17 protein-coding genes are annotated in these 21,220 nt (G+C 59.3%); 12 read left to right on the top strand and 5 right to left on the bottom strand.

Features of this window, described 5'->3' with window-relative positions; translation table 11 throughout:
• Positions 1 to 3 precede the first annotated feature (3 nt).
• Both DFR49_RS02975 and DFR49_RS02970 read right to left on the bottom strand, forming a co-directional pair.
• Positions 4 to 1,659: a sulfatase family protein gene (locus DFR49_RS02975; protein WP_119035240.1), complete on the bottom strand. Its 1,656-nt coding sequence runs from the start codon at positions 1,657 to 1,659 to the stop codon at positions 4 to 6.
• A gap of 14 nt (positions 1,660 to 1,673) precedes the next feature.
• On the bottom strand, positions 1,674 to 3,680 hold the full coding sequence (locus tag DFR49_RS02970; RefSeq protein ID WP_211325792.1) for a glycoside hydrolase family 2 protein: 2,007 nt from the start codon (positions 3,678 to 3,680) through the stop codon (positions 1,674 to 1,676).
• 356 nt (positions 3,681 to 4,036) lie between these two features.
• Between DFR49_RS02970 and DFR49_RS02965 the strand changes: the two genes are divergently transcribed.
• The 7 genes from DFR49_RS02965 (at position 4,037) to DFR49_RS21820 (ending at position 13,184) form a co-directional block, all read left to right on the top strand.
• Positions 4,037 to 4,537, top strand: coding sequence for a GNAT family N-acetyltransferase (locus DFR49_RS02965; protein WP_004211451.1), 501 nt, complete (start codon positions 4,037 to 4,039; stop codon positions 4,535 to 4,537).
• A gap of 254 nt (positions 4,538 to 4,791) precedes the next feature.
• The gene (locus DFR49_RS02960) at positions 4,792 to 5,631 is read left to right on the top strand and encodes a gasdermin (RefSeq protein WP_004211452.1); all 840 of its coding nucleotides are present in this window, start codon (positions 4,792 to 4,794) and stop codon (positions 5,629 to 5,631) included.
• A gap of 27 nt (positions 5,632 to 5,658) precedes the next feature.
• The gene (locus DFR49_RS02955) at positions 5,659 to 6,783 is read left to right on the top strand and encodes an alpha/beta hydrolase (protein ID WP_004211453.1); all 1,125 of its coding nucleotides are present in this window, start codon (positions 5,659 to 5,661) and stop codon (positions 6,781 to 6,783) included.
• Entirely contained in the window at positions 6,780 to 8,000 is a 1,221-nt protein-coding gene (locus tag DFR49_RS02950) for a caspase family protein (protein WP_004211454.1), read from the top strand. Before DFR49_RS02955 ends, DFR49_RS02950 begins: the two co-directional genes overlap by 4 nt.
• Before the next feature lie 13 nt (positions 8,001 to 8,013).
• Positions 8,014 to 9,564, top strand: a complete 1,551-nt coding sequence (locus DFR49_RS02945; protein ID WP_147373618.1) for a hypothetical protein — start codon at positions 8,014 to 8,016, stop codon at positions 9,562 to 9,564.
• A 128-nt stretch (positions 9,565 to 9,692) separates the two neighbouring features.
• Positions 9,693 to 12,935, top strand: a complete 3,243-nt coding sequence (locus DFR49_RS02940; RefSeq protein ID WP_170150896.1) for a phosphorylase family protein — start codon at positions 9,693 to 9,695, stop codon at positions 12,933 to 12,935.
• 87 nt (positions 12,936 to 13,022) lie between these two features.
• Positions 13,023 to 13,184, top strand: a complete 162-nt coding sequence (locus DFR49_RS21820) for a hypothetical protein (protein ID WP_004211457.1) — start codon at positions 13,023 to 13,025, stop codon at positions 13,182 to 13,184.
• 158 nt (positions 13,185 to 13,342) lie between these two features.
• Here the strand turns inward: DFR49_RS21820 and DFR49_RS02935 are convergent, their stop codons facing one another.
• A complete protein-coding gene (locus tag DFR49_RS02935) occupies positions 13,343 to 13,711 on the bottom strand; it encodes a hypothetical protein (RefSeq protein WP_004211459.1) in 369 nt (122 codons plus the stop codon).
• A gap of 373 nt (positions 13,712 to 14,084) precedes the next feature.
• Between DFR49_RS02935 and DFR49_RS02930 the strand changes: the two genes are divergently transcribed.
• From DFR49_RS02930 to DFR49_RS02920, 3 genes are all read left to right on the top strand, one after another.
• The gene (locus DFR49_RS02930; protein WP_004211461.1) at positions 14,085 to 14,798 is read left to right on the top strand and encodes a trypsin-like serine peptidase; all 714 of its coding nucleotides are present in this window, start codon (positions 14,085 to 14,087) and stop codon (positions 14,796 to 14,798) included.
• A gap of 19 nt (positions 14,799 to 14,817) precedes the next feature.
• Complete coding sequence (locus DFR49_RS02925; RefSeq protein ID WP_004211462.1) at positions 14,818 to 16,155, top strand: hypothetical protein; 1,338 nt, start codon at positions 14,818 to 14,820, stop codon at positions 16,153 to 16,155.
• A 338-nt stretch (positions 16,156 to 16,493) separates the two neighbouring features.
• A complete protein-coding gene (locus tag DFR49_RS02920; protein ID WP_119034394.1) occupies positions 16,494 to 17,177 on the top strand; it encodes a hypothetical protein in 684 nt (227 codons plus the stop codon).
• A gap of 261 nt (positions 17,178 to 17,438) precedes the next feature.
• On the opposite strand, the gene DFR49_RS02915 is transcribed toward DFR49_RS02920, so the two are convergent.
• Both DFR49_RS02915 and DFR49_RS02910 read right to left on the bottom strand, forming a co-directional pair.
• Entirely contained in the window at positions 17,439 to 18,074 is a 636-nt protein-coding gene (locus DFR49_RS02915) for an NAD(P)H-dependent oxidoreductase (RefSeq protein ID WP_004211468.1), read from the bottom strand.
• A gap of 11 nt (positions 18,075 to 18,085) precedes the next feature.
• Positions 18,086 to 19,198, bottom strand: coding sequence for an endonuclease/exonuclease/phosphatase family protein (locus DFR49_RS02910; protein ID WP_004211470.1), 1,113 nt, complete (start codon positions 19,196 to 19,198; stop codon positions 18,086 to 18,088).
• 302 nt (positions 19,199 to 19,500) lie between these two features.
• Between DFR49_RS02910 and DFR49_RS21590 the strand changes: the two genes are divergently transcribed.
• Together DFR49_RS21590 and DFR49_RS02905 are read left to right on the top strand one after the other, a co-directional pair.
• The gene (locus tag DFR49_RS21590) at positions 19,501 to 20,046 is read left to right on the top strand and encodes a helix-turn-helix domain-containing protein (protein ID WP_147373617.1); all 546 of its coding nucleotides are present in this window, start codon (positions 19,501 to 19,503) and stop codon (positions 20,044 to 20,046) included.
• Between the two features lie 229 nt (positions 20,047 to 20,275).
• Positions 20,276 to 21,193, top strand: coding sequence for a DUF7146 domain-containing protein (locus DFR49_RS02905; protein WP_119034393.1), 918 nt, complete (start codon positions 20,276 to 20,278; stop codon positions 21,191 to 21,193).
• Positions 21,194 to 21,220 lie beyond the last annotated feature (27 nt).

Here is a 21,220-nt window from a genome sequence, read left to right as displayed (position 1 = left end):
AGCTTACGGAATGAACGCCGATCCCGCGGGCGCGCGTCGATAGGGCGCGTACCAATTGTGCGGACGCGCCCATTTGGTCTGGTATTTCCTGTTTTGCGGGCCGGTCGGCAGGCTGTCCTGCGCGCGGATCGTCCACATTGCCAGTTCGGCCATCAGCGCGGCCTGCTCGCGCGCGACATCGGGCTGGCCGAAGCGGTTGTTCAACTCGTGTGGATCGGTCGGCAGGTGATAGAGCTGGCCATAGCCCATCATGTCGTAGACCAGCTTCCACGCGCCCATCCGCACCATCTTGGCGTTGCCGCTCTGCGTCACCTTGTTGAGCGTGTCGCCGCTCAGGCGGTTGCGGTCGTCCTCGCCGCCGTTCGCGGTAGGAGCGCCCCGGGGGGGCAGGGCGATATCGTCCTTGTCGTCGTAATACAGCCCGCCGACACCGACGCCGGCATAGATGCTGCGGAATTCGTCGGCGGGGTAGGGCTTTCCCTGAAGGATCGGCCACAAGCTCCGCCCTTGAACGCCGAGTGGGATCTCGGCGCCCATCGCTTCGCATAATGTCGGCATCAGATCGGCGTTCGAAGTGAACACGCCGCCGAGCGTGTTCGCTTTGATGCCCGCGCCGGCGAAGATCATCGGAATCCTGGTCAGTGCCTCGGACAATCCCACGCCTTTGCGGCCGAGCCCGTAATCCATCACATAATCGCCGTGATCGGCGACGTAGACGATCACCGTATTCTCCATCATCCCGCGCGCCTCGAGATGCTTCACGAGCCGCACGAGCTGATCGTCGATCATCCGCAGCGCGCCGAGATAGTTAGAAACGTAGCGCTGCCAATGCGCCTCGTCGGGAACGTCGGCGCGCTCCTCGAGTTCGAACAGCCAGCGCGCGCGAGCGCCCAGCTTCTCCAGCGCCTCGGGGCCGGCGGCGCGCGGCGGCACCTTGTCCGGCGGGAACATGTCCCAATAGGGCTTGGGTACCTGCTGCGGGGTGTGCGGCTCGGGGAAACCGACCTGGAGCAGGAAGGGCTGGTCGCCCGAACCATCGATGAAATCGATCGCGTCGGAAACGATGCGATAGGGATATTGGACCTCCGCCGAAAACGGCGTCGGCTCGAGCGACAGGCTACCCGCGCCGAGTTGCTTCATCCAGGCGTCGAACGCCGCGTAGCGCGGATCGGCGTTTGGCTCCTTATGGCCCGAGACGTGCGAGTATTCGCGCCAGAAATCGAGTGATTTGGCCGTGCGATACGTGTGGTTCTTGCCCGCGAGCCCGGTGCGATAGCCGCTCGCTTTGGCGACGTCGTACAGATCCTGCGTGTAGAAGGCATCGCGCGCCGCAAGGTTCATCCGCACCCGATGCGCCTCGGGCCAGCGCCCGGTGAGCATCGAGATGCGGCTGGGGACGCACAGCGGCGCGGTGCAATAGGCGTGGTCGAACCGCACCCCGCGCCGCGCCAGGGCATCGAGCCCTGGACTCGTATCGAGCGGATAGCCCGTCGCTTTCGTCATTCCCGCGCGATGCTGGTCCGAGACCATGAGGATGATGTTGGGCGCGCCGCCTCCGGCCTTGACGGCGGGGCGGGGGGTGGCCTGCGCGAGCGCATCGGCCGCCCCCAGCGGCACCGTGGAGGCAAGGAACGATAGCAGCAGTTCGCGACGCTTCATGCCTCCCGCGCCCATTATTTGCCGTCCTCGAACAGCGGCTCGGCCATCTTCGCGAACTCTTCCGCCGGCAGCTTCGAGACCGCGCGATCATACGTCAGCAAGCCGTTGAGTTCGCCCTCGACGTCGCTCGTTTCGGTATAAACCGAGGCGGCAAGCCCGATCTCCTTGGCCTGGCGGACGATCTCGTCGAACTTCACCTTGTAACGCTTGCGATAATCCGCCTGGTCGGTCGCGAACTGATAGATGCGCGCGTCGCGATCGGTGAACCACAAATGCCCCTGGATCGGCAGGCCCACCCCGCCGTATTCGCCTGTAATAATCGGGCGATCGGGGTGCGCCGACGGCGCGACGGGCACTTCGTCGTAGGTGTGGATGTCGTAGACGTCCGATCCGCTGTCGGGCACGTCCATCCAGCCGCTCGCGGTGTTGACCAGCCGGCTGGGATCCATGTTCCTGGCGATGCCGCCCACCGTCCCGGCGTCATACTGGCCCCAGCCTTCGTTGTTGGTCACCCACATGACGATCGACGGGAAGCTGCGCAGCGCGCCGATGATGCGCGACAGCTCGCTTTGATATTCGGCCATCGCGTCGGACGACATCGTCGCTTCCTGCGTGCTTGGGCGGCGTACCGCCTGGTCACCGAACGCACCCGAGGGCATGTCTTGCCAGATCAGGATGCCGAGCCGATCGGCGTCGGCATAATATTGGGCCGGTTCGACCTTGATGTGCTTGCGCAGCATGTTGAACCCGGCCTTCTTCAGGAACGCGATATCGCTGCGCGCGGCCTCGGCGGAGGGCGGGGTCAGCAGGCCGCCGGGCCACCAGCCCTGATCGAGCGTGCCGTTCTGGAAAAGCGGTTTGTTGTTAAGCAGCAGCGCCATCTTGCCGGTTGCCGGATTGATCCCGGTCGAGATCTTGCGCATCCCGAAATAGCTCTGGACGGTATCGCTGGGGCTGCCGACCACTTTCGCAGCCGCATACGCCTGCACCTCGCGATCGGTCATCGGCGGCAGGCCCTTGCGGTCGTCGCCCGCGCCCTGGGGCGGCGTTACCTTCACCAGTTCCGCCGTCAGGTCGTAAAGGTACGGATCATCTGGCGACCAGAGGTGCGCATTAGGGATCTTGAGCGTCGCCTTGCGGTTGCCGCGCAGGATCGTGGTCGCGATCACCTTGCCCTTGTCGCGCGCGGTGAGGCGCACGGCATCGTCGGGCGCCGCGGTGTTGCTGAGCGCGACGGCGACGGAAAGCTCGCCCTTGTCGATATCGGGCACCGCGCGCACGTCGCGGATGTAGAGATCGGAAACCGGTTCGAGCCACACCGTCTGCCAGATGCCGCTGACCGCGGTGTACCAGATGCCCCGCGGCTCGAGCGTCTGCTTGCCGCGCGGCTGGTCGCCGGTCGAGGTAGGATCGGTGACCTGCACCACCAACTCATTGGCGCCGGGGCGGAGATACTGGGTGATGTCGAAGCTGAACGGGTCCGATCCGCCCTTGTGGCTGCCGACGACGGCGCCGTTGACGAGCACGGTCGATTCATAATCCACCGCGCCAAAATGCAGCAGCGTCCGCTGGCCCGGCCATTTGGCGGGCAGGGTGAAGGTGCGCTTATACCAGAGCCGATCGTCGGGCATCAGCTTGCGCGCGACGCCCGACAGCTTCGATTCGACCGCGAAGGGAACGAGGATCTTGCCGTCCATTGCCGTCGGCTGCGGCGCGCTTGCCGGCGCGATCGCGTAATCCCACTGGCCGTTGAGATTGAGCCAGGTGTCGCGCGCCATCTGCGGGCGCGGATAGCCGCGCCACGCATTTTCGGGCGTCACCGCCTTGCCCCATTTGCTGATGATCGGCCCGACGTACGCTGCTCCGCCTTCGGTCGTGCCGGGCTTGGTGAAGCCGGCAGTGCCGGTTGCGGAGTTGGCGGGATTCTTGGGCGGCGGCGTTGCGGTCTGGGCGTGCGCCGCGAGGGCGCTGCTCCCCAATATCAGTGCCGTGCCGAGCAATAGCGTTGAAACTCGGGTCATGCCTTCCTCCCCTTTTGTATGATCAATGTGTTTTCTAATCGCCGCCGAACGCGCTGGCAACCGAAATGACCCGATGCTTCGGTTTCAGAGGCAAATGTGTCGCGGCGGAAACGGCGCGGGCCGGGAATGGGAGGTGCGCCGAAAGCCAGGCCGTCGGCGCGAGCGTGACGGATCGATGAAAGCGGCTATGATTTGCAAGTGAATGGTCGGCCTTCGTGTTGTCCTATAGAACTTTGTGTTCGGTTCCAAGCGGCGACCTTCAGGTGAGAATGGAGGAAATCCGCCGCGATGAACACGGATGGCTGCGGGCAGCATGATCGTCGCGCTCAACTCGACAATCGCTTAGGAAAAGCCAAATGTTGATTCGCAACGACAAGGTTGGTGACGATCCGGCTATCCGTCGCGTCGTCACCGACGCTTTCAAGATGCTTGCCCAGTCCACAGGAGCCGAAGCGGCCATCGTCGAGAGACTGCGGGACGATGACGCGCTCGTCCTCTCGCTCGTTGCGGAGGATGAAGGCGAGATAATCGGCTTTCTGGCCGCCTCAAAAGCACGGGCGGGGAAGCAGGACGGCTGGGGTCTGATCGGTCCGCTTGCGGTTCTGCCCTCAAGGCAACGTCAAGGTATCGGGTCGGCCCTGATGGCGGAAGCCCTTCGCCAACTCCGTGCGTCGAGCAGGGGCGCGGCGCTGGTGGGCGATCCCATCTACTACAGCCGGTTCGGCTTCCGGGCTTTTTCCGGTCTGGGCGTGGCTGGCTGTCCCCCCGAGGTAGTCCAAGCCTTGCCATTCGACAGCGTCGAGCCTCACGGAGAACTTATCCATCATCCGGCGTTCGGACTGGATCAGCAGGAGTGAAGGAAAGTTGGGCTGCCGGCGAGAGGTGGTCCGAATCGAGGAAATTCGCATCCTGAAAATGTGATGGCAAAGCGCCACATTGGCGCACCTCGATCTCATCACTCCATTCGACGAAAAAATTCTTTGCCAATTTTCTCTGCAGAAGTGTCCCCAATAATAGGGCAGAATAGACGTCCAGAATGATTCCATATCGATTCTGAGGGGCATTTCCAGGACAGTCGATCGGCCGGTGGCATGAACCGTAGGGGGCTTCGATGGGTATTTGTTCAGACCGTTCGGTTAATTATCTGAAATCATTGAATCTCAATGTAGTATTGCATCCTCTCGAAGATTTGGAGCCTCTGGCCCTGCTTGGAGAATATAAAGGTGCTCGCGGAATCATTGGTACGCTGAGTCAGCTTACCGAAGAACAGGATGGCAACCTCCCGAAGATCACATCGGGCGAAGCCGCCAACATCAACGGGCAGAAGAGCAGCAAGCTGCCCATTGAGCTTGGACTCGATATACTCGGCAACATCATCGGTGCCATGGGCGGAAATCTTGGCGTGAAAGCAGCCTATGAGCGCGCCAGCAAAGTCGAGTTCAGTTACGCCGGGGTGACACGCCACCGCGCTAATACGATCGAGATCGGCGATTATCTGGAGGCGTCGAAGGTGCGGTGGGATCATCCGATCCTGAAGAAATATCTGTTCGGTAAGGGGCGTCTTTACATACTCACTGAGATTGTGACGTCAAAGAAGCTGGGGGTCACAGCTTACAACCACGATAATAGCAGCATCAAACTGGAAGTGCCCGTGATCAAGGAGTTGGTCGGTGGCTCGCTATCGGTTGGCAAGGAGACGGAGACGACCACGACCGTCACATACGAAGGCGATAAGAATCTCGCCTTCGGTTTCGTGGCGATCGAGCTTTCCGCCGGTGATCGTGGTGACGATGGTGAGTTTGATCTCGTTTTCCGCCCGGTGAAGGCCGGTACGGTCAGCTTTGGTGTCGGCGCGGGGCAAGGTGTCGTGTTCGCTGATTTTGAAGGTGCGCTTCCAGAACTCAAGACGGTCGATCCGGCAGAACTCGGCGAAGGTGAACTGATCGCCTGACCAAGCAAGAGGCGGGATAGCTAGAAAATGACCCAATTGGTGTTCGTGCATGGCGTCGCTACGCGGCAAACCCCGGCATATGCAGCAGAAGTCCAGCTCCGTGATGATCGGTTCCGCAAGCTTGCTCTCGGAAAAGAGGCGGGCATTCGCAACCCCTTCTGGGGAGACTTAGGCGCGTCCTTCGCATTTGGGGAGCAATGCCTGCCGCGCAGCGGCGACTTGCCGACGCCGTTCAGTCTCGGGGGAGGCAGTGAGATACCTGGCGCAATCGGTGGTGTATCGATCGCAGAGATTGCGGCCGTGGATTTTCCAGCTGCGGTGGACACGCTCTACGCAGTGCTGATCGAAACCGCAGCGACGCAAAACCGCCAACTCGATCCCGAAGAGTTTTCGGAAATGCAGGCCGCCGCCGCCTATGCCGAGGTCAATACTGCCCCGACTTGGGTCAAGCCCGACATGACCGACGCGGCTTTTATCGACGCCTTGCGAGAGCGCCTTCAGCGCGAGCCTCCTGCTGCCTATGGTCTGCTCGATCGCCTGAAGGCGGCGGCCGGCACTGTCCTGGATCGCGGCAGGAACCTGGTTTCATCGGGCGTTCTTGGGCTTACCCGCGACAAGCTCAACCCGATGGCAGCTAGGTTCATCGGCGACGTGTTCGTCTATCTACGTGGCGGGGCTGTTCGAGCCGACATTCGCCATCGGGTGGTAGCAGAATTACTCGCCGCGCGGGCCGATGCAACCGCAAAGGATGAGCCGCTGGTGGTTGTCGGTCATAGTCTGGGCGGGGTCATCCTGTACGATCTCCTGACAGATCCAGCCGGTGCCGGACTACCAGACGGCTTCGCTATCGACGTGCTGCTGACTGTGGGATCGCAACCCGGTTTCTTTGAGGAACTCAAGCTGTTTGCGGCAAGCGAGAAGTCGATTCCGTCGCCTGGCCGTACGCTGGCAGCAAAGCCGGCAGCGGTGGCTCGTTGGTGGAATGTCTATGACCCTGTCGATGTCCTTAGCTTCCGTTGCCAGGGTATCTTCGATGGCGTCGAAGATTTCATGTTCAGTTCGATGACCGGCGTGATCGATGCCCATACCAGCTACTTCATGCGTCCTCGCTTCTTCGAGCGTCTGCGGTCGCGACTGCAGGCGCTTGCATGACGCTTATCTACCAACGGCAGGTCAATGGTCCGGCAACGCATGCTTTGATCATCGGAGTCGGCGCCTATCCAGACGCCAAGATGGACAAGTTCGTGCCCGGCACCACGCCCGAATTGCTCAAGGACGTGCGCGACCTTCCTAGCGCCGCCGCGGGCGCCGCCGCATTCTGCGACTGGCTGATTGGCGAGGCCGCGCTTGAGCAGCCGCTTGCTTCCATCGAAATGCTGTCTAACGGCCCGGCGCCGGCCCATAGTCACTATGACTGGCTTGGCCGTGTCCCGCCAGTTCAAGTAAACGACAATGCGCCTAATGACCCGCGCGGCAATCCTGCGGTCGGCGTGCCGAACACAGCCAATGTCACTGCTGCCGGCACCCAATGGCTCGCGCGGCTGAATGCCGTAGCTGGAAATGTCGGGATCGTATTCATCTGCGGCCACGGCGTCGCCGTGACCTCGCAACCCTTTGTGCTCCTGGCTGATCTGAATCAGAATCCGATCAATCCGTGGGGAGCATTCATCAACATGTACGACCTAGGGGTCGGCCTCAAGCAGGCACCCAATGTGTCCGCTGCGTATCTTTTCGTCGATGCCTGCGGTGAGATGGTAACGGACTTGTATGTCCAAAACCCTGGCGTCGGTGCGAAGTTCATTCGTTCCAATCCATTTGTCGGGGGCACTGAAAAGGTCACGCTGATGGCGGCGGCCGCGAGCAGCTATTTCACCTATGAAGACAGCCCGGCAACGGGAGGTCGTTTTACGCAAACCTTGTTGAGCGCACTTCGTGGAAAATCCGCGCGCAACCCGTCCGGAACCGCGCAATGGGGAGCCTATCCCATCGCGATTCATGAGGATTTGAAGAGCATCTATTCACTTGAGCAACGTTGGCAGCGGCAACCTTTCGAGCCTGTGTCGCCGATGCTACCGACCACGACTGCGGCGATTGTGACCTATCCTGAACCACCGCACGTGACGGTCAATGTGGTGCTCGACCCGACACAGGCGCTTGGGATCGGGACCGTGAGTATCCGGGACCCGCAAGGCGCAACGTTGCACACTTGTCCTGGGACGGGCGCGGACAGTTGGCTTCAGCCGATGCGCGCGAGCATCTATCCGCATTTCGTCAGCGCGTCGTTCACAAACGGTAGCGGCTATCGCGATGTCGAGCAGGTGTTCTGCCCCAATCGGTCGCTCTATCATCATCTGGTCAATGTCCGATGAGTGGAGGCAGCGCTTGAAAACCGTGTCCTTTCTGGCGCCACCCGACGCTGCCGCTGCCCGTATTCGGATTCTGGGTCCGGAGGGTGAGATGCAACTCGAAAGGCGCGGCGTCGGCTCTGAGAGCATGACCACCCCCTCGAATCGCGAGGTGCTGATCCAGGGCGCGGTTCCCGGTGCCTATGCGGCTGTCATCGAACCGCTCGGCGAGGCGCCGACCTTCTATTCCTTCGTGGTCGATGACCTTACCGACAGAATTGACGCGCCAGCGCTATCGGAGCTTTCCGCATCATCGGTTTCCAGGGACTGGCTCGAGCAGTTTTCCGGCAGCGTCTGGTCGAAGCCCGTTGACGGTTTCTCGACGACAGGATCGCAAGCACGGGAGATGCGCACTGCCTCTCCACGGGGTGATGACGACAGTGAGGCTGGTGCGGGGTTCGACGACATTGATGACCATGTCGATTTGAGTTCACCTTCCGGAGATGCGAACAAGTCTGCGTTGGTGGACGACAGCCAATCGGCTCTTGGGCGTGAAGACACAAGCGCGCCTTTGCAGCCACGCCGTTTTTCGATTGGTCTCTCGGTCGATACAAGGCCGATGGGCTATGGTGGTTGGCGGCCTTATGTCGGACCGTGGCCGCTCGCTTTCTCGAACGCGCGTGATCGTGCTGCTTCCATTAATCGCGATACCGTGCTTGAGAATGTTACAAGTGCGCGGCTGTACATCGAGCGCGATAACATCACGCTCATGTCCAGTAACGGCGACGCGAGAGGAATGCCCTTGCCCGCCGACGGCGCGCGGTTGAGGCTATCCATTTCTATCGAAGGGTTACGAGTTGAGCGGACGCTAGTGCCGCTGTTCGCTGGTGGCACGACTGTCGAATTTGCGTTGGACCCGTCAGGAGGGTTGCTGCTTGACGTTGCGCCAGTCGACCTGGAGAAACAGTCGCTATCCAGAGCCCTGTCCTCGGCGGTCGGTGCCGAGGGGCAGGGCATCTGGAGTGACTTTACCAGGCGCACGCCGGTCGCAGCCTATATTTCAGGGGATATTCCCGAAGATCCGTGGACAGTAATCTTGGCGATGCTGTGCGCCGTTCGTTTCCCAAGCATCGATGAGCGCGAAGCACTTCAATGGGCACCGGAATTGTCCAGGCAGTTTGCCTGGATTCCCGATAGTCATGTTCTTCTCGCCCGGGGTCTGCTCATAGGGGCTGCGCCGGAGGATAGGGTTGGTGCGGCTTCTGAAGCCTTGCGTGCTCTGTCGACCGCCCGCCGGCTCGGTGCCCCTTATTTCGCCTACTCCAATACTTTGCTTGGCGACATGCTGACTGCGTTGCGCGACGGTGCTCCAGAGGCGGAACAGAGAACTCAGGCCACCAAGGAAATGGGATATTGGTCCCGGCATCTCCCACATCAGCGCGCTGCCGGTTCGTCGTTCAGTTGGGTCATGTCGAGCGGCGCGCGGTCCCGCGGAGGGCTGGATGAACGGTATTCGAGCATTCTTGCATTCGGCTCGGTGGATGCAAGTACTCTCACTATCACGCCAGTCGTCAAGCCCATCGACTAGACTGCGTTGTGCGGCCGGTTCCTAACCATAGCCCAAAATTGTCTGTCAGTCTTGGGACTAACATACGCAAAGCTGAGCGAAGCGCACAAAAGCCGAAAATTCGTCGAAATATAATGAGGGGGAACTACGTGACGCGAGCCAAGTACGATTTTGCAGTCATTGTTGCACTGAGTGAAGAAGCCGAATATTTTCGTGATTATGTCCCGTGCGGCGATCCGTTCGTGGTCGCCGGCTATTCGGCTTGGCCCATCGTCGAGGAATCATGGGATGCCTTCGGGAAAGGCGTCCTGATACTGTCTGGAAAGATGGGTTTCGAACGCGCACGTGCCTCAACTGCGGCCGTTATTGAAGAGCTGAAGGTGCGCTTAGTCGCCAATATTGGGATCGCGGGGCGAGTTGCCGACTGGCTGTCGATCGGCGACGTCGTCGTCCCACGCGATGTTTTCGATTTCACGCAGGGCGGCAAGATCGGCGGCGATCCGGTTCAGGCGGAGTTCAAACACCGCCCTTCGCAAAAACACGTAGGCAGCGATCTCGTCAACCTCGTCGAGACCCACCTTCAGAAAGATTCAAAGCGGATTGCAGCTTTGAATTCCGCGCTGAAGAAGCGGTTCACGAACCCCGCTTTGTGGCCTGCCGGGGCGATCAAGGTTGTGGTGCAGCCGTTAGCCTGCACACCTTTAGTCGTAGCGAACGAAGAGTTCCGTAAATCATTCGCAAAATCTCATAGCGACATTGCAGCGCTTGAGATGGAGTCAGCCGGTGTCATGACGGCGCTCGAGAAGACCGACATCGAATTCTTGAGCGTTCGCGGCGTCTCTGATGGCGCCGACTTCCATAAATCTGAGCTGGAACTGAATTTCGGTGACGAGAATCGGCGATTTGCACTCACTACCGCCTGTGCTGTGCTTGAGTCGATCCTAACCCTTCGCGTTGATCAGAAAGATGCACATGCGCCGGGCGCGGGCATCTATGTGTTTAATCCGGACCAACCCCTCCCGCCGTCCATCATTCGAGACATCGCTCTTAACGAGCCGCTTTTTTCTAAACTCGTCCAAGGGTTGGACCTCGAGCAAGTGGTCAACCCCATCGCGGCGATCAGCCGCCATCTGCGATCCAACGATTATCGGGAACCGATCGTACTTCTCGGCGGCAAGGGCGCTGGCAAGACGACCTTGATGGGACTCATCCAAGCCGAAGCATCCCGATCAATCCAAGATGAAGAAATTCCAGGGTGCAAATCGATCTCGGTGCGCATCAGCGATCTGGAGAGTTGGAGCAACGGAAAATTAGATGCAGAACGAACCCGCAATCGGGTTGTGAGCGCTTGCCAAAGGCTCAACAACATCATTGCGGACACAGCGGGGCCAGTTGTCGTCCTCGTCGACGGTCTTAATCAAGCGGGTTCCCATCGGACGCCACTGATTGCGGATCTCGTCAAGGAGGCGATCCGACACCGGGGCGTCAGACTCGTGATCTCGACCGAAAGCGAGGTCGAATTACGCGACCTGATCGGCCGACTTCCGCTCAACATTGAGGCGGCGTATCGGATTGTTCCGCTCGCAGTCGATCATAAAGATGCTGCAGCATTGGTTGACGGTTTTGCAATGATTTGGGGTGCTAAAAATAGCAAAGAAGCAAACACGGTCTTATCAGATATGAAAAGAAAGGACGTGTTATCTATTGATCTATTCTTACTTTCATTATTTTTCGGGCCATTCCGGACATTCACATACCGGGATTTGACATCGTTGTCGCAATGCTACGAACTATATTGTAAGGGGGTGCTGGCCGATGGTAAGGATCCTGGCGAGGACATGCCAGATGCGAATTTCAATGCGGCGGCGGAAATCGCGTATGATATTCTCATCAGCCATGCCAGCAGCTATGCAGATTTGAATGAGCGTAACACTGCCAAACTGGTATCTTGCCACTCCTCTATTACAAGCTTCCTCGTCGCGCAGCACATCATCAATACCTTGCGCAAGGCAAAAGTCTTGGGCAAGCGCGCTCAGATAACGCCACAGCAACTTGCAAAAAAGATCAGTTATGTATTTCCCGCTGATGTTAACGGCTTTACCAAGCAGATAATGCTGTCGGATACCAAGATTGAGCGTGACGTAATCGAGGTCATCAAATCCAAGTATCGCCAGATGCCCACGCTAGGTAAATCCCATTTTGCGTATCTCGCTGGCCGGGTCAGAAAGGACAAGGCAAGCGAGATGCTTGATCTGCTGGGAAAAATAGACAGCGACAAGCACAGGGCGCCGGGTCCATGGCCCCTTGAAGCCAGAATGCTCCGTCGAAGTATCTTCATTAGTCGCAGTATGCTGCACAATCATGATAAAATGCACCATCCGAACGAAGCTGCCATCCAATATGCGAGTATTTTGCTATCCGACATTGATGAAGCCGAATTCAATCGTGGCTTTCACCTAGAATATTACGGTGATGCTGAATTCGATCCGGACGGATACATGGCAAGTCAAGGCAATGGTTTGCTTCCTTGTAACAAGACATTCACTAAGCTGATGGAGCGGATCACCGCCAAACCGAACGATCTTCCTCCCCTTATAGAACTGCTGACTGTCCTATCACTTGTCCAGGTTCGTAACGTCAATGGAAGACTGCGCAAATCACATCGGGCAGCGGTCCTAGCTTTACTGAACGGGCCGCAATTGCAGGATCGCCACCTGCTGCCGCCTAATGTCCGCGGTTATATCGAACGGGTTGCCGAAGATCTCGACATGGAGGAGTTTCGCCTGTCAACCGTGTGCGACGAATGGACCGGACTCGCCAAGATCGAGCGGACGGGTTGGCTCCGGCGACGCCGGGATGCGCTCGGAGAGCATAAGGCATTCTGGAACGAGATTCGTATCGAGAGCGTAGCCGAACATCTAGTCGGGGTGTTGGGGTTGGCCGAAATCTTTTTGCGATCCGATCCAGAGGGAGAGGAGAAATATGACAAGCGCAAAGTTATCGAGATGATCCTCGTCCACGACCTCGCGGAGTCTCGTCTAGGCGATCAACTTCCCAAGTATAACGATCCAAAACTGGAGGAAATCGCTATATGGAAGTATGGAGCGTTCGAGACCTACAGGGGGATCGGCGACCTCTGGCGGGTTCCGCTCCTTTTGCAAGAATTCAATGAGGGGGAGACGGTCACTGCCAAGATCGCAAAAGATCTCGATCGTCTACAGTTCATTCTGCAGGCGCGGGCCTACGCTGCGGGAATGTCAGAAGAGGAACGGCAGGCGTGCGAAAACGCGAGCCAGAATATTCGTACTAGCACGGTCCGGGCTATCGAGAAGATCGTCAAGGGTCCGTTGCCGCCGCCGCGTTTTGCGCCTCCGATTGCGAGGTTAGACTAATGTTAAACCAGATCTCTGGCTCTCGAGCCCTAGATTCTGATACTACCAAGAACGCCAAACTGAGTTCTTCTGACTAGGGTTTCCGAGATGAGCCTACCTGTCGTATACCAGCCGAGCATTGCTTCCGAAACTGACGGCACGATGCGCTTCCTGCTCCAGGTGATTGCCATTTGGAGTGAATCGAAGAAGCCGGATATCGCAGAAATGGACGAATTTTGGGAGTTTTTTCGGGCTATCATTGTACGTTAGTGCCGTCTGCAGCTGAGGGCTAATCCTAACACTCAAATTGGCGGGGTCATCGCCAGGCCTATTCGGTCATAGTTGGGAACGCCGAGCGATGCTTCATCCGGAGAGGGCTGGGTGTCTCATAGCGCCAACATGACCATCTCAACGGCAGTGAACGGCTATTATCGCGCCAATCTCGAGGCTCGCCGTCGTTCAGCTTGGCGCATCAGTGCTGGATCGATTTCTGGTTTGTTCCAGCGCGCTGCCGGCCCCAGCGTGACGAGATCCTCTGGATAGGTCAGGAACGTATACACTTTGTTGGTGATCTCGATCATAAGCTGTTTCATCTCAGCGTCGGAGATACGAGAGAGCTCGGTCCAGTCAATTTCCCCATACGGAGTTACAACTTTGACGTCGCTATAGTCCCCGGTCGCGCTGTCTGGCACAGTGCCAGCATGGAGCGTCTCCAGAGCCGTATTTCTTACGCATTGTTCCACGAGCGCAAAAGTAAAGCGAGTTTTTTCGCTGTCGGTTAGGGTGTCGTTGGGCATGAGGTGCTCCCGTAATGGCGCCTTGCTTTCAGCAGTGATGCTATACCCGACGACCTGTGACCGTATTAATCGATGATTTTCGAACGTATTGAAAATAGCAAAGAGAAAGTCCGCTTCTCTAGCCTGGATGACAGGGGCAAGCAAACTTACTCGCCCCGGCGGGCCCGCGCGGCTCGGCGTGGCAGCTCGCGACCCCGATCAAGCCATTCACTTTGCCGGCTACTAACAGCGTCTCGCGCCGGAAGCGGACACTATACTCTAACCGATCGACTGGGTAGTAAGATTCCGGTAGAAATAGAACTACGAGCCGATGCTGATTTCTTGACAAAGATAATTACGAGCGCATGCTGTTGAAGTTGCGTGGGGGTGCGGCATGATCGACGAGGCTGTTGGGACAGGAAAATTCACCGAGTTGGCGCCGCTCGACGCGCCGCCACCCCCGCCGCGGCGGCTGGGGGACCTTCTCAAGTCTATATTCGGCACTAAGCGCAGTCGTGACGATATTCCGAATCCGCAACTGGAACCAGCGCGTTCGATCGCCTTTCTTTGCTTTTACGTGAATGGCCGGTTTGTGGGGTCGGCTACAGGTTTCTTCGTAAAGCCCGATGTCGTCGTGACGGCTGCTCACAACATCTTGATGGCAAAGCCCACGGCGGTCGGCGCTTTTGCGGGCTACGACGCCAAGCGGAACCCTGTTCAGTCTGTCTCGGCGAGCCGCTGGGCTTGGGACGCGCAGCGAGACTTTGCGGTTTTGATCACTGCACCATCGCCGGCGTCCGGCCTCCAGCTCAATGGACGGCCGACCGCCAAAGTTACCCTGGCGGGCTATGCCTTTGGGTACTTCGGCCAACTTACTGCCGGAGTGGGGGCCGCGAAGACTAGCGGCGACAAGCTCCTCTACGCCCTACCGGCGGACAAGGGCGACAGCGGCGGGCCGATTTTCGCGGGAGCCTTCCCGACAGCCGTCGTAGTCGCCCTCCACACCGACAGTTTCGACACAGGCAACCCCTTCGAGGCAGGAGGAGAGTTGGCCGACCAGCAGATGATCGCACGGATCGCATCGCTCGAGGCGCAGGCGCGCACCTGAACTTAAGACGGGGGAAGAAATGAAGAAGATTGCATTCGGAACCGCGGCGTTGGGGATGATGCTGTCGGGTTGCGCCAATGGCCTCCCGGGCTTGCGCCCTCTAACATACCAGCAGCCGGCGGACACACGGCTCATAGTCAGCTACGCGCCGTGCCCACACCTCTCGAAGCAGGGAAAAAACTTCGCCCCGATCGTTGCCGCCGTCCTTCTAGGGGCCGCGACTAAGACGCTCGAGAACTTCGGAACCGCTCTCCAGAAAGGCTCCGAGGGTGGCAACCTCCCCGCAAGCAATGCGAGCGTGAACTTTGAGCTCTACAGCGGCGACCTCCCGCAGTGCCTGATCGCGATCCGAGGCAAGTTCGAGGCCACCGAGAAGCTGAAGACGAAGATCGCTATGCCGGCGGTCGATCCAGTGACGGTGAACGGCACTGCCGTTCCGAGCATCTTGGTCCGCGACGTCAATGGCTCTAAGGTGACAGGAGTGCTACCCGACGTGTACGAGTTGGCGCACTACGTGGAGATCGCGATCAGCCCCTCACATAACCAGACGGCACTCACCTTCACACCCGCATACACTTGGATCGCTAAGTCGATGGACGGCGGGACAAGCGGCTCTCGCGGCCTCTCGATCGCGGTTAAGTTCAGCCGCCCGGGCGGCCAAGACACGGGCAGCGCCGTGCTGATCGAGGACCGCACGATCGGCAAGCAGCAGACATACCAGCCGCTGTCCGACGGGCGCTTCCCGCACGAGGCTTCGTGGTTCGCGACGATCGGCACGAACAGCGGCACTGGCGGCGCGGTCGGCCGCGCCAACACCCAGGCTGACGCGGCGCCCGCGGCTCAACCTGGCAGCGGAACCGGACAGGCGACGGGCCAGGCACCTGCGGTTGCGCCCCAGGCGCCAACGCTGGCGCCTCCAAAGCCTGCTGCGGGCGCGCCGATGCTAAACGAGCCGTTCCCGTTCACCGCCACTGTCACCGTCGTCGAGAGTCGGCCGACCAAGGAGTTCGTAGCCTTCGTGGCCGGCGTCTTCGCAGCGGCGCGCCCGGCGATCGACGCCCGGCTCAAGGAGGAAATAGATCCCGCCACGCAGCTTGCCAGCCAGAAGACCGCGCTGGACAATGAGGGCGCCTACGGCGACGCACTGGCTAAGGCCAAGGTCGCATTGCTGAATTATTGCGCGCTAGATGCGGCGAGCAAAATTTCAGACCGAATATCGCAGTCCGGAGCCACTCGCCAACTGCAAGCAGCCGCGAACAAGGCGGCGTTAACTGCCGACTACTCGCCACCGTTCACGACGCTCGCCATCGTGAGCGATGGCGTCCCGAAAACAGTGAATCCAGACACCTGCCAGTAAGAATGACCGGGGCGGCCAAGTCATTCGAAGGGCAGCCCTAGACAAATAGCAAGCCTGAAGCCCTTCCGGGAGAAGGGAAGCGATCCGACTGGGTAGCAGTTTCTGTGAACCGCAGAGGGCTTTCTCGTTTATTGGCCCTTGTCCCATGATCATCGAACGTCCGGTTCGCCTGCAACCCGACGTTCGCCGCCAGTCTCCTGAGTGGCGGCAATGTCCGCAATCTCGACCAAAATTGAATGTCTGCTCCCGAGCGCGAAAAACACTGTCGAACGGCGAAAATTTGGGGCAAGCGCCCTTCCTTGTGTTCGGATCGCCTGTCGGGCAGGGCTACTCTCATCATGATAGAGTTCCATGCCCCTGCCGCAGAGACTCCGGAGCTGGGGTTGTCACCCTTGTATCGCGCCGCTGTCCTAACCTTGCGACACCTGATTGATGTCGGTCCGATCGGACTTACGCCGAACAAGGCACTGAAGCGCTACTTTGTCACCTGGGCGGCCGGAGCTTTCTGCTGGCCCGGCTACACTGCCGATGAGCTGTACGCGATCAATAAAGTTCTGAACGAGCATGACTTTCCGCCGCTGGTTTTGCTCCATGATCTGCTACTGGCGGCAAAGCTTGCCCGCCACCGGAAGGGCTTTCTGCACATCACCAAATCAGGAAGGGACCTGCTGGACCATGGAGGAAGCCTGTGGATCACCCTATCGCAGCACCTCCTTCTTACCGCCGGACACGACGACATGCTGGAGATCGAATGGGTTTCGGTTCTGCATGCGTTGAACGTCGAGGCCCATGAAGGAGTCACTGACCGGCGCTTCGCCTCGCGGCTGATGGGGGCTGACGAACAGGATTATCATTCCAAATCGCTCATCTATGTGCATGTCCTTCGTCCGCTAAGTTGGCTGGGGCTGTTACACGAGACACGCCAAAGCCAATCGGAACGCCTCTTTAAGAAGACAGGGCTCTGGCCCTTGGCGTTGCGTTTCGAGGAGAGCGCAGCGCTGCCTCCGCCCACCAGGCATTGATCCTGACGCTCGACATCGGTGATCGACAACTGGAAGGGGATTCCACCGCGCGGATAACAATCCTGCCGCGCCGCAGCTGGCCTCCAGCGGAAGGTGCGGCAACCAGCTGGGCTGCCGTCGAACCACGTCGGACGCTAGACCTAGATCGTTGATCCCTAGGTGTGCACAATCCGGTTTTGCGACAGGTGTCGACCACGAGTTGCGCTAGCAGAGTGCCTTCATGTCGCGCCACGCCGAGCCTGGCGAGCCTGCCGGGGCGAGTCAGTTTGCTTGCCCCGGCCAGCTTGGAAGATCGGCCGTTAGCTTTGTAGCGCGTTTCAGGGCCGAGGCCGATGCCGCGAGCCGTTCAACCTTTCCCCGCCAGGCAGCGATATTCTTCTGCACGCCGCCGTGGCGGACCGGCCCAAATTTGGTGATGCGAACGGGCTTGAATCCGCAGAAGCCCAGAATCTGGCCGCGCCAGCGGCGCACGACAGCGTTGCCGTAGGCGAGCCAAAGATAGAAGGCTGGTGTATCCGTCGTAATGAGGACATCGGCCGAGCGTCCTGCCAGAAGCCGGTCCCAGAAGGGATCGTCCTTGTGATAGCGAAACGCAAAGCCGGGCAGCAGAACCCGATCGATCAAACCTTTGAGCTGCGCAGGCTCGCTGCCCCACCACATCGGAAACCCGACCACGAGATGATCGGCAGCCGCGATGGCGCCGCCGATCCGTTCCAGATCGAGCTCCCAACCCTGGACTTCTTTGTAGCCGCGCCGCAGGTTCGGCTCGAAATCGAGATCCCGCACCGCGATGCGCTCAACCTCTACCTGGTCGCCAAGCGCAGCCTGATAGGTATCGAGCAGATGGCTGACGAAGCGGCCAGAGTCAGGATGTCCGTCAAGGATGAGCACTCGCATAGCTGACTCCGTCAAAGGTCGATATCAGCCCACAAGGCAGCATGGTCGGACCCTGCATCGGCTGCCCTGCTGACTTCGGGATAGGCCTCCCAGCGCTTCGGTCGCGATCCTGGCCACATGCCGGTGCGGTACACGCCGCCTGACCGCACGCGTTCAAACAGCGAAGGCGACAGCAGTATATAGTCGATCTTATTGGCCGCGTTGCACAGACCATAGGTGCCAGGATAGCCGCCATCGTCGAACGCCGGGTGGGTGAAGATGTCCGCCAAATCTGTGTCATGGAGCAGTGGAGCGAGTGGTGCGCTCGATGGCGTGTCGTTGAAGTCGCCGATGATAGCGACATAGCGCGCACCATTGTCGATCAGCCCTCTATAGATTTCGGCGATCCGCTCGGCTTGCGCCTTGCGTTTGGCGTCGGACGCTGCCTTGCCGCCATAGCCCTTACTCTTGAGATGGTTGACCAGCACCAGAAGTGTCTCACCGTTCGGAGTCGTTACCTCGAATTGCGGGCAATCGCGTGAAAAGACAGGTTGGCCGTTCGGCAGCTGGTCGTCGACGCGGCTGCACATTGTGCCGATCGGATAGCCCGTGCGGCTCATCAATCCGACGTCAATGCCCCGCTCGTCATTGCCGTCGATCAGCATGACATGGCGAAACGGCGTGCCGCCGAGTGCCGGCAGGATCTCCGTGTTGAACGCTGACAGCACCGGGCGGCTTTCGGCCTCGATGACACCGAGCACGTCGGCTTCCAGGTCCATCATAACCCGCGCGGTGTTCCGCATCGCATGTTCGTTGACTGGTTCGTCGCGGAGTTCCAGCGAGCCCACCCAATCGGCGCGTCCGTCCGCCTCGATCACGACGCCACCGTCCTTGGGGCGTCGCAACAAGCCGCCGCGGTTGCGTCGCAAGATAACAAACGGGCCTGTGTCGGATTTCTCAAGGCCGAGGTCACGCATCAGCTCGACCATCCGGGTTTTGTCGGCGGGAGCATAGGTGACCTGACCAAGAAGCCCGTTGAGCGTGGCGAACTTCTCCAATACCGGGCGGCCTTCTTCCCAGCTGTCGAGGTTCATTGCCTTGGCACGATCGAACAGGTTTTCGACGTTATAGACAGCAAGCTTCATGGTTTTTCTCCCTTCGCTTGAGCAATTTACTCGATTACTGTTGCGGGCGCGCGACGAACATGAGAGCCAATGTTCAATGGCCTTCGCTGGTATATGGAATATCCGCGCTGCGTCCCAGGAATAGCCAGTGCGCGCTCTTCGGCAATGCGGTTTCCCCGCCAAAAGTCAGATTGACCGAATAATAATTCGAACCATGATCAGGTGATTAAATTCCGTTTCGACGATGCCGGGGGGCAAACAACCGAGCGGTATCCGCGTCAATTTCTGCGGTGACCTGCGAAATGGGACGGAGATTATCACCCATGCAGTACCAACGTCGAATTGAATCCATGTTGGAAGAGGGCGGCCAACTGGCCGTCTTTGCACCACTTTGCAAGTCAATCATCACTAGCAGGACGCAGCTGGCGGAATTGTTCGGCTCACTTTGCTCGGACCCCGGCAGCGAGATGCTCCTTGATCTTTATTGGCGTGACAGCCAAGGCCTGAAGACCTCGCTTACCAGTTTATGGCGTGCTTCAAAGGCCTCGGAAATGACAGCCCGGCATTGTCTGGCTGTAATGGAGGCACAGGCCATTGTCGAACGTCTGCCTGACCCTCTCGACAAGCGTCGCACCTATGTGCAGCTGACCATCTCTGGTCGAGAGAAGATGGATACCTGTTTCCAAACCATCCTGGCCGGATTCGTCCAAGCCTTCCAGGATTGCACTGCCAGCTGCGCTGACACCGCTCGGCCTCAGGACTATTGTCCCTGGAGCGCTGGCGCCTTTGCAGCCTCGTCAGTGGCTGCCCGCCACCGTTCTCGTTCAGGTAAAAGACCAACGTCGAGCCAAGCAAATCGACGGGCTTGAATGGACATCCGGGCCTGCGGGTCACGATCGGCGAATGTGCCATGAACCCGATTTTCCGGGATAAGGTTGCTGGTCGTACAACGTTGAATGAACCAGATGGACGACGCTGGCGAATTGCCATTGCCTGACGAGGCTACACAATCCCGTCGATAAGCGCTCCGGTAAAAAGTCGCCGGAAGAGAAGGGGGCTTTGGTTTGAGGAAGCAAGCTCAAACCGGAGTGTCCCTCAATGGCTCTTTCACGCACCAGCGCTGACCCCCGTCTCCATGCCGCCGCTGCACGGATCGTCAAATCACTCGGCGTTGAATGGAGGCCATCGGGCGTAATGTGCCGCTGCCCAGCTCACAAGGATAACACACCAAGCCTTTCAGTCCGCGTCGGCGAGCGCAGCATTCTATTCAAATGCTTTGCGGGGTGTTCGACCATCGATGTCATGCGTGCGCTTCGAACGGACAATCTCTCTACTCCCTCCGCCGAAACACAGGCTGGGTGGGGCGATGAAGCACGCGAACGGCGGCTGAACGGGCGGATTAGCTCTCTCTGGAAAGAGGCACGTCCAGTGACGGGCACGCCTGCAGACAACTATCTGTCCACGCGCGGGTTTGCCGGGCCGCACCCGGCACTGCGCTATCATGATCGCGTTCCACTGGGCAGGGGAACCGACGTCCGTTTTCGCCCCGCACTGCTGGCGGCTGCCGAAGGTGATTTGGGTGTCATCGCGCTCGAACGGCTGTTCCTCGACCCTTGTACCGGGTTGCCAGTCAACGATCTTGCTCCGCCAAAGCGCATGCTCGGCCGACCTCACCATGGCGCCGTCCGCTTTGGTGCCGCGACCCGGGTGCTCGGGCTGGCGGAAGGGTGGGAAACGGCTTGGTCGGCCCACATTTTGCTCGGAATCCCTGTCTGGGCCGCCTTCGGATCTGAACGGTTTCCGTTGGTCGCCATACCCGAACGGATTGAGCATCTGATCCTGCTTCCAGACGATGACGCTGCGGGCCGTCGTGGAGCGCAACGTGCGGCAGCTGCTCACCAAGGACCGGGACGTCGCATTGAGACACGGTTCCCCGGATCGGGCTTCAACGATTGGAATGATCGGTATCAGTCAGAAAGGGGAGGGGGAGGTGAGAATGTGCGGAAAGCAGCCTGATGGTCAGGTGGATGCACCGCACAGGAG

The organism is Hephaestia caeni, assembly GCF_003550065.1.
In the GTDB taxonomy this organism is placed as follows: Bacteria; Pseudomonadota; Alphaproteobacteria; order Sphingomonadales; family Sphingomonadaceae; genus Sphingomonas; species Sphingomonas caeni_A.
Note: the sequence above shows the minus strand (reverse complement) of the source record. Positions and strands in the feature narration are given on the sequence as shown.

Bases quoted from the DNA above. Each gene is read 5' to 3' on its own strand.
- DFR49_RS02975 (WP_119035240.1), bottom strand. From the start codon at position 1,659: ATGAAGCGTCGCGAACTGCTGCTATCGTTCCTTGCCTCCACGGTGCCG.
- DFR49_RS02970 (WP_211325792.1), bottom strand. From the start codon at position 3,680: ATGACCCGAGTTTCAACGCTATTGCTCGGCACGGCACTGATATTGGGG.
- DFR49_RS02965 (WP_004211451.1), top strand. From the start codon at position 4,037: ATGTTGATTCGCAACGACAAGGTTGGTGACGATCCGGCTATCCGTCGC.
- DFR49_RS02960 (WP_004211452.1), top strand. From the start codon at position 4,792: ATGGGTATTTGTTCAGACCGTTCGGTTAATTATCTGAAATCATTGAAT.
- DFR49_RS02955 (WP_004211453.1), top strand. From the start codon at position 5,659: ATGACCCAATTGGTGTTCGTGCATGGCGTCGCTACGCGGCAAACCCCG.
- DFR49_RS02950 (WP_004211454.1), top strand. From the start codon at position 6,780: ATGACGCTTATCTACCAACGGCAGGTCAATGGTCCGGCAACGCATGCT.
- DFR49_RS21820 (WP_004211457.1), top strand. From the start codon at position 13,023: ATGAGCCTACCTGTCGTATACCAGCCGAGCATTGCTTCCGAAACTGAC.
- DFR49_RS02935 (WP_004211459.1), bottom strand. From the start codon at position 13,711: ATGCCCAACGACACCCTAACCGACAGCGAAAAAACTCGCTTTACTTTT.
- DFR49_RS02930 (WP_004211461.1), top strand. From the start codon at position 14,085: ATGATCGACGAGGCTGTTGGGACAGGAAAATTCACCGAGTTGGCGCCG.
- DFR49_RS02925 (WP_004211462.1), top strand. From the start codon at position 14,818: ATGAAGAAGATTGCATTCGGAACCGCGGCGTTGGGGATGATGCTGTCG.
- DFR49_RS02920 (WP_119034394.1), top strand. From the start codon at position 16,494: ATGATAGAGTTCCATGCCCCTGCCGCAGAGACTCCGGAGCTGGGGTTG.
- DFR49_RS02915 (WP_004211468.1), bottom strand. From the start codon at position 18,074: ATGCGAGTGCTCATCCTTGACGGACATCCTGACTCTGGCCGCTTCGTC.
- DFR49_RS02910 (WP_004211470.1), bottom strand. From the start codon at position 19,198: ATGAAGCTTGCTGTCTATAACGTCGAAAACCTGTTCGATCGTGCCAAG.
- DFR49_RS21590 (WP_147373617.1), top strand. From the start codon at position 19,501: ATGCAGTACCAACGTCGAATTGAATCCATGTTGGAAGAGGGCGGCCAA.
- DFR49_RS02905 (WP_119034393.1), top strand. From the start codon at position 20,276: ATGGCTCTTTCACGCACCAGCGCTGACCCCCGTCTCCATGCCGCCGCT.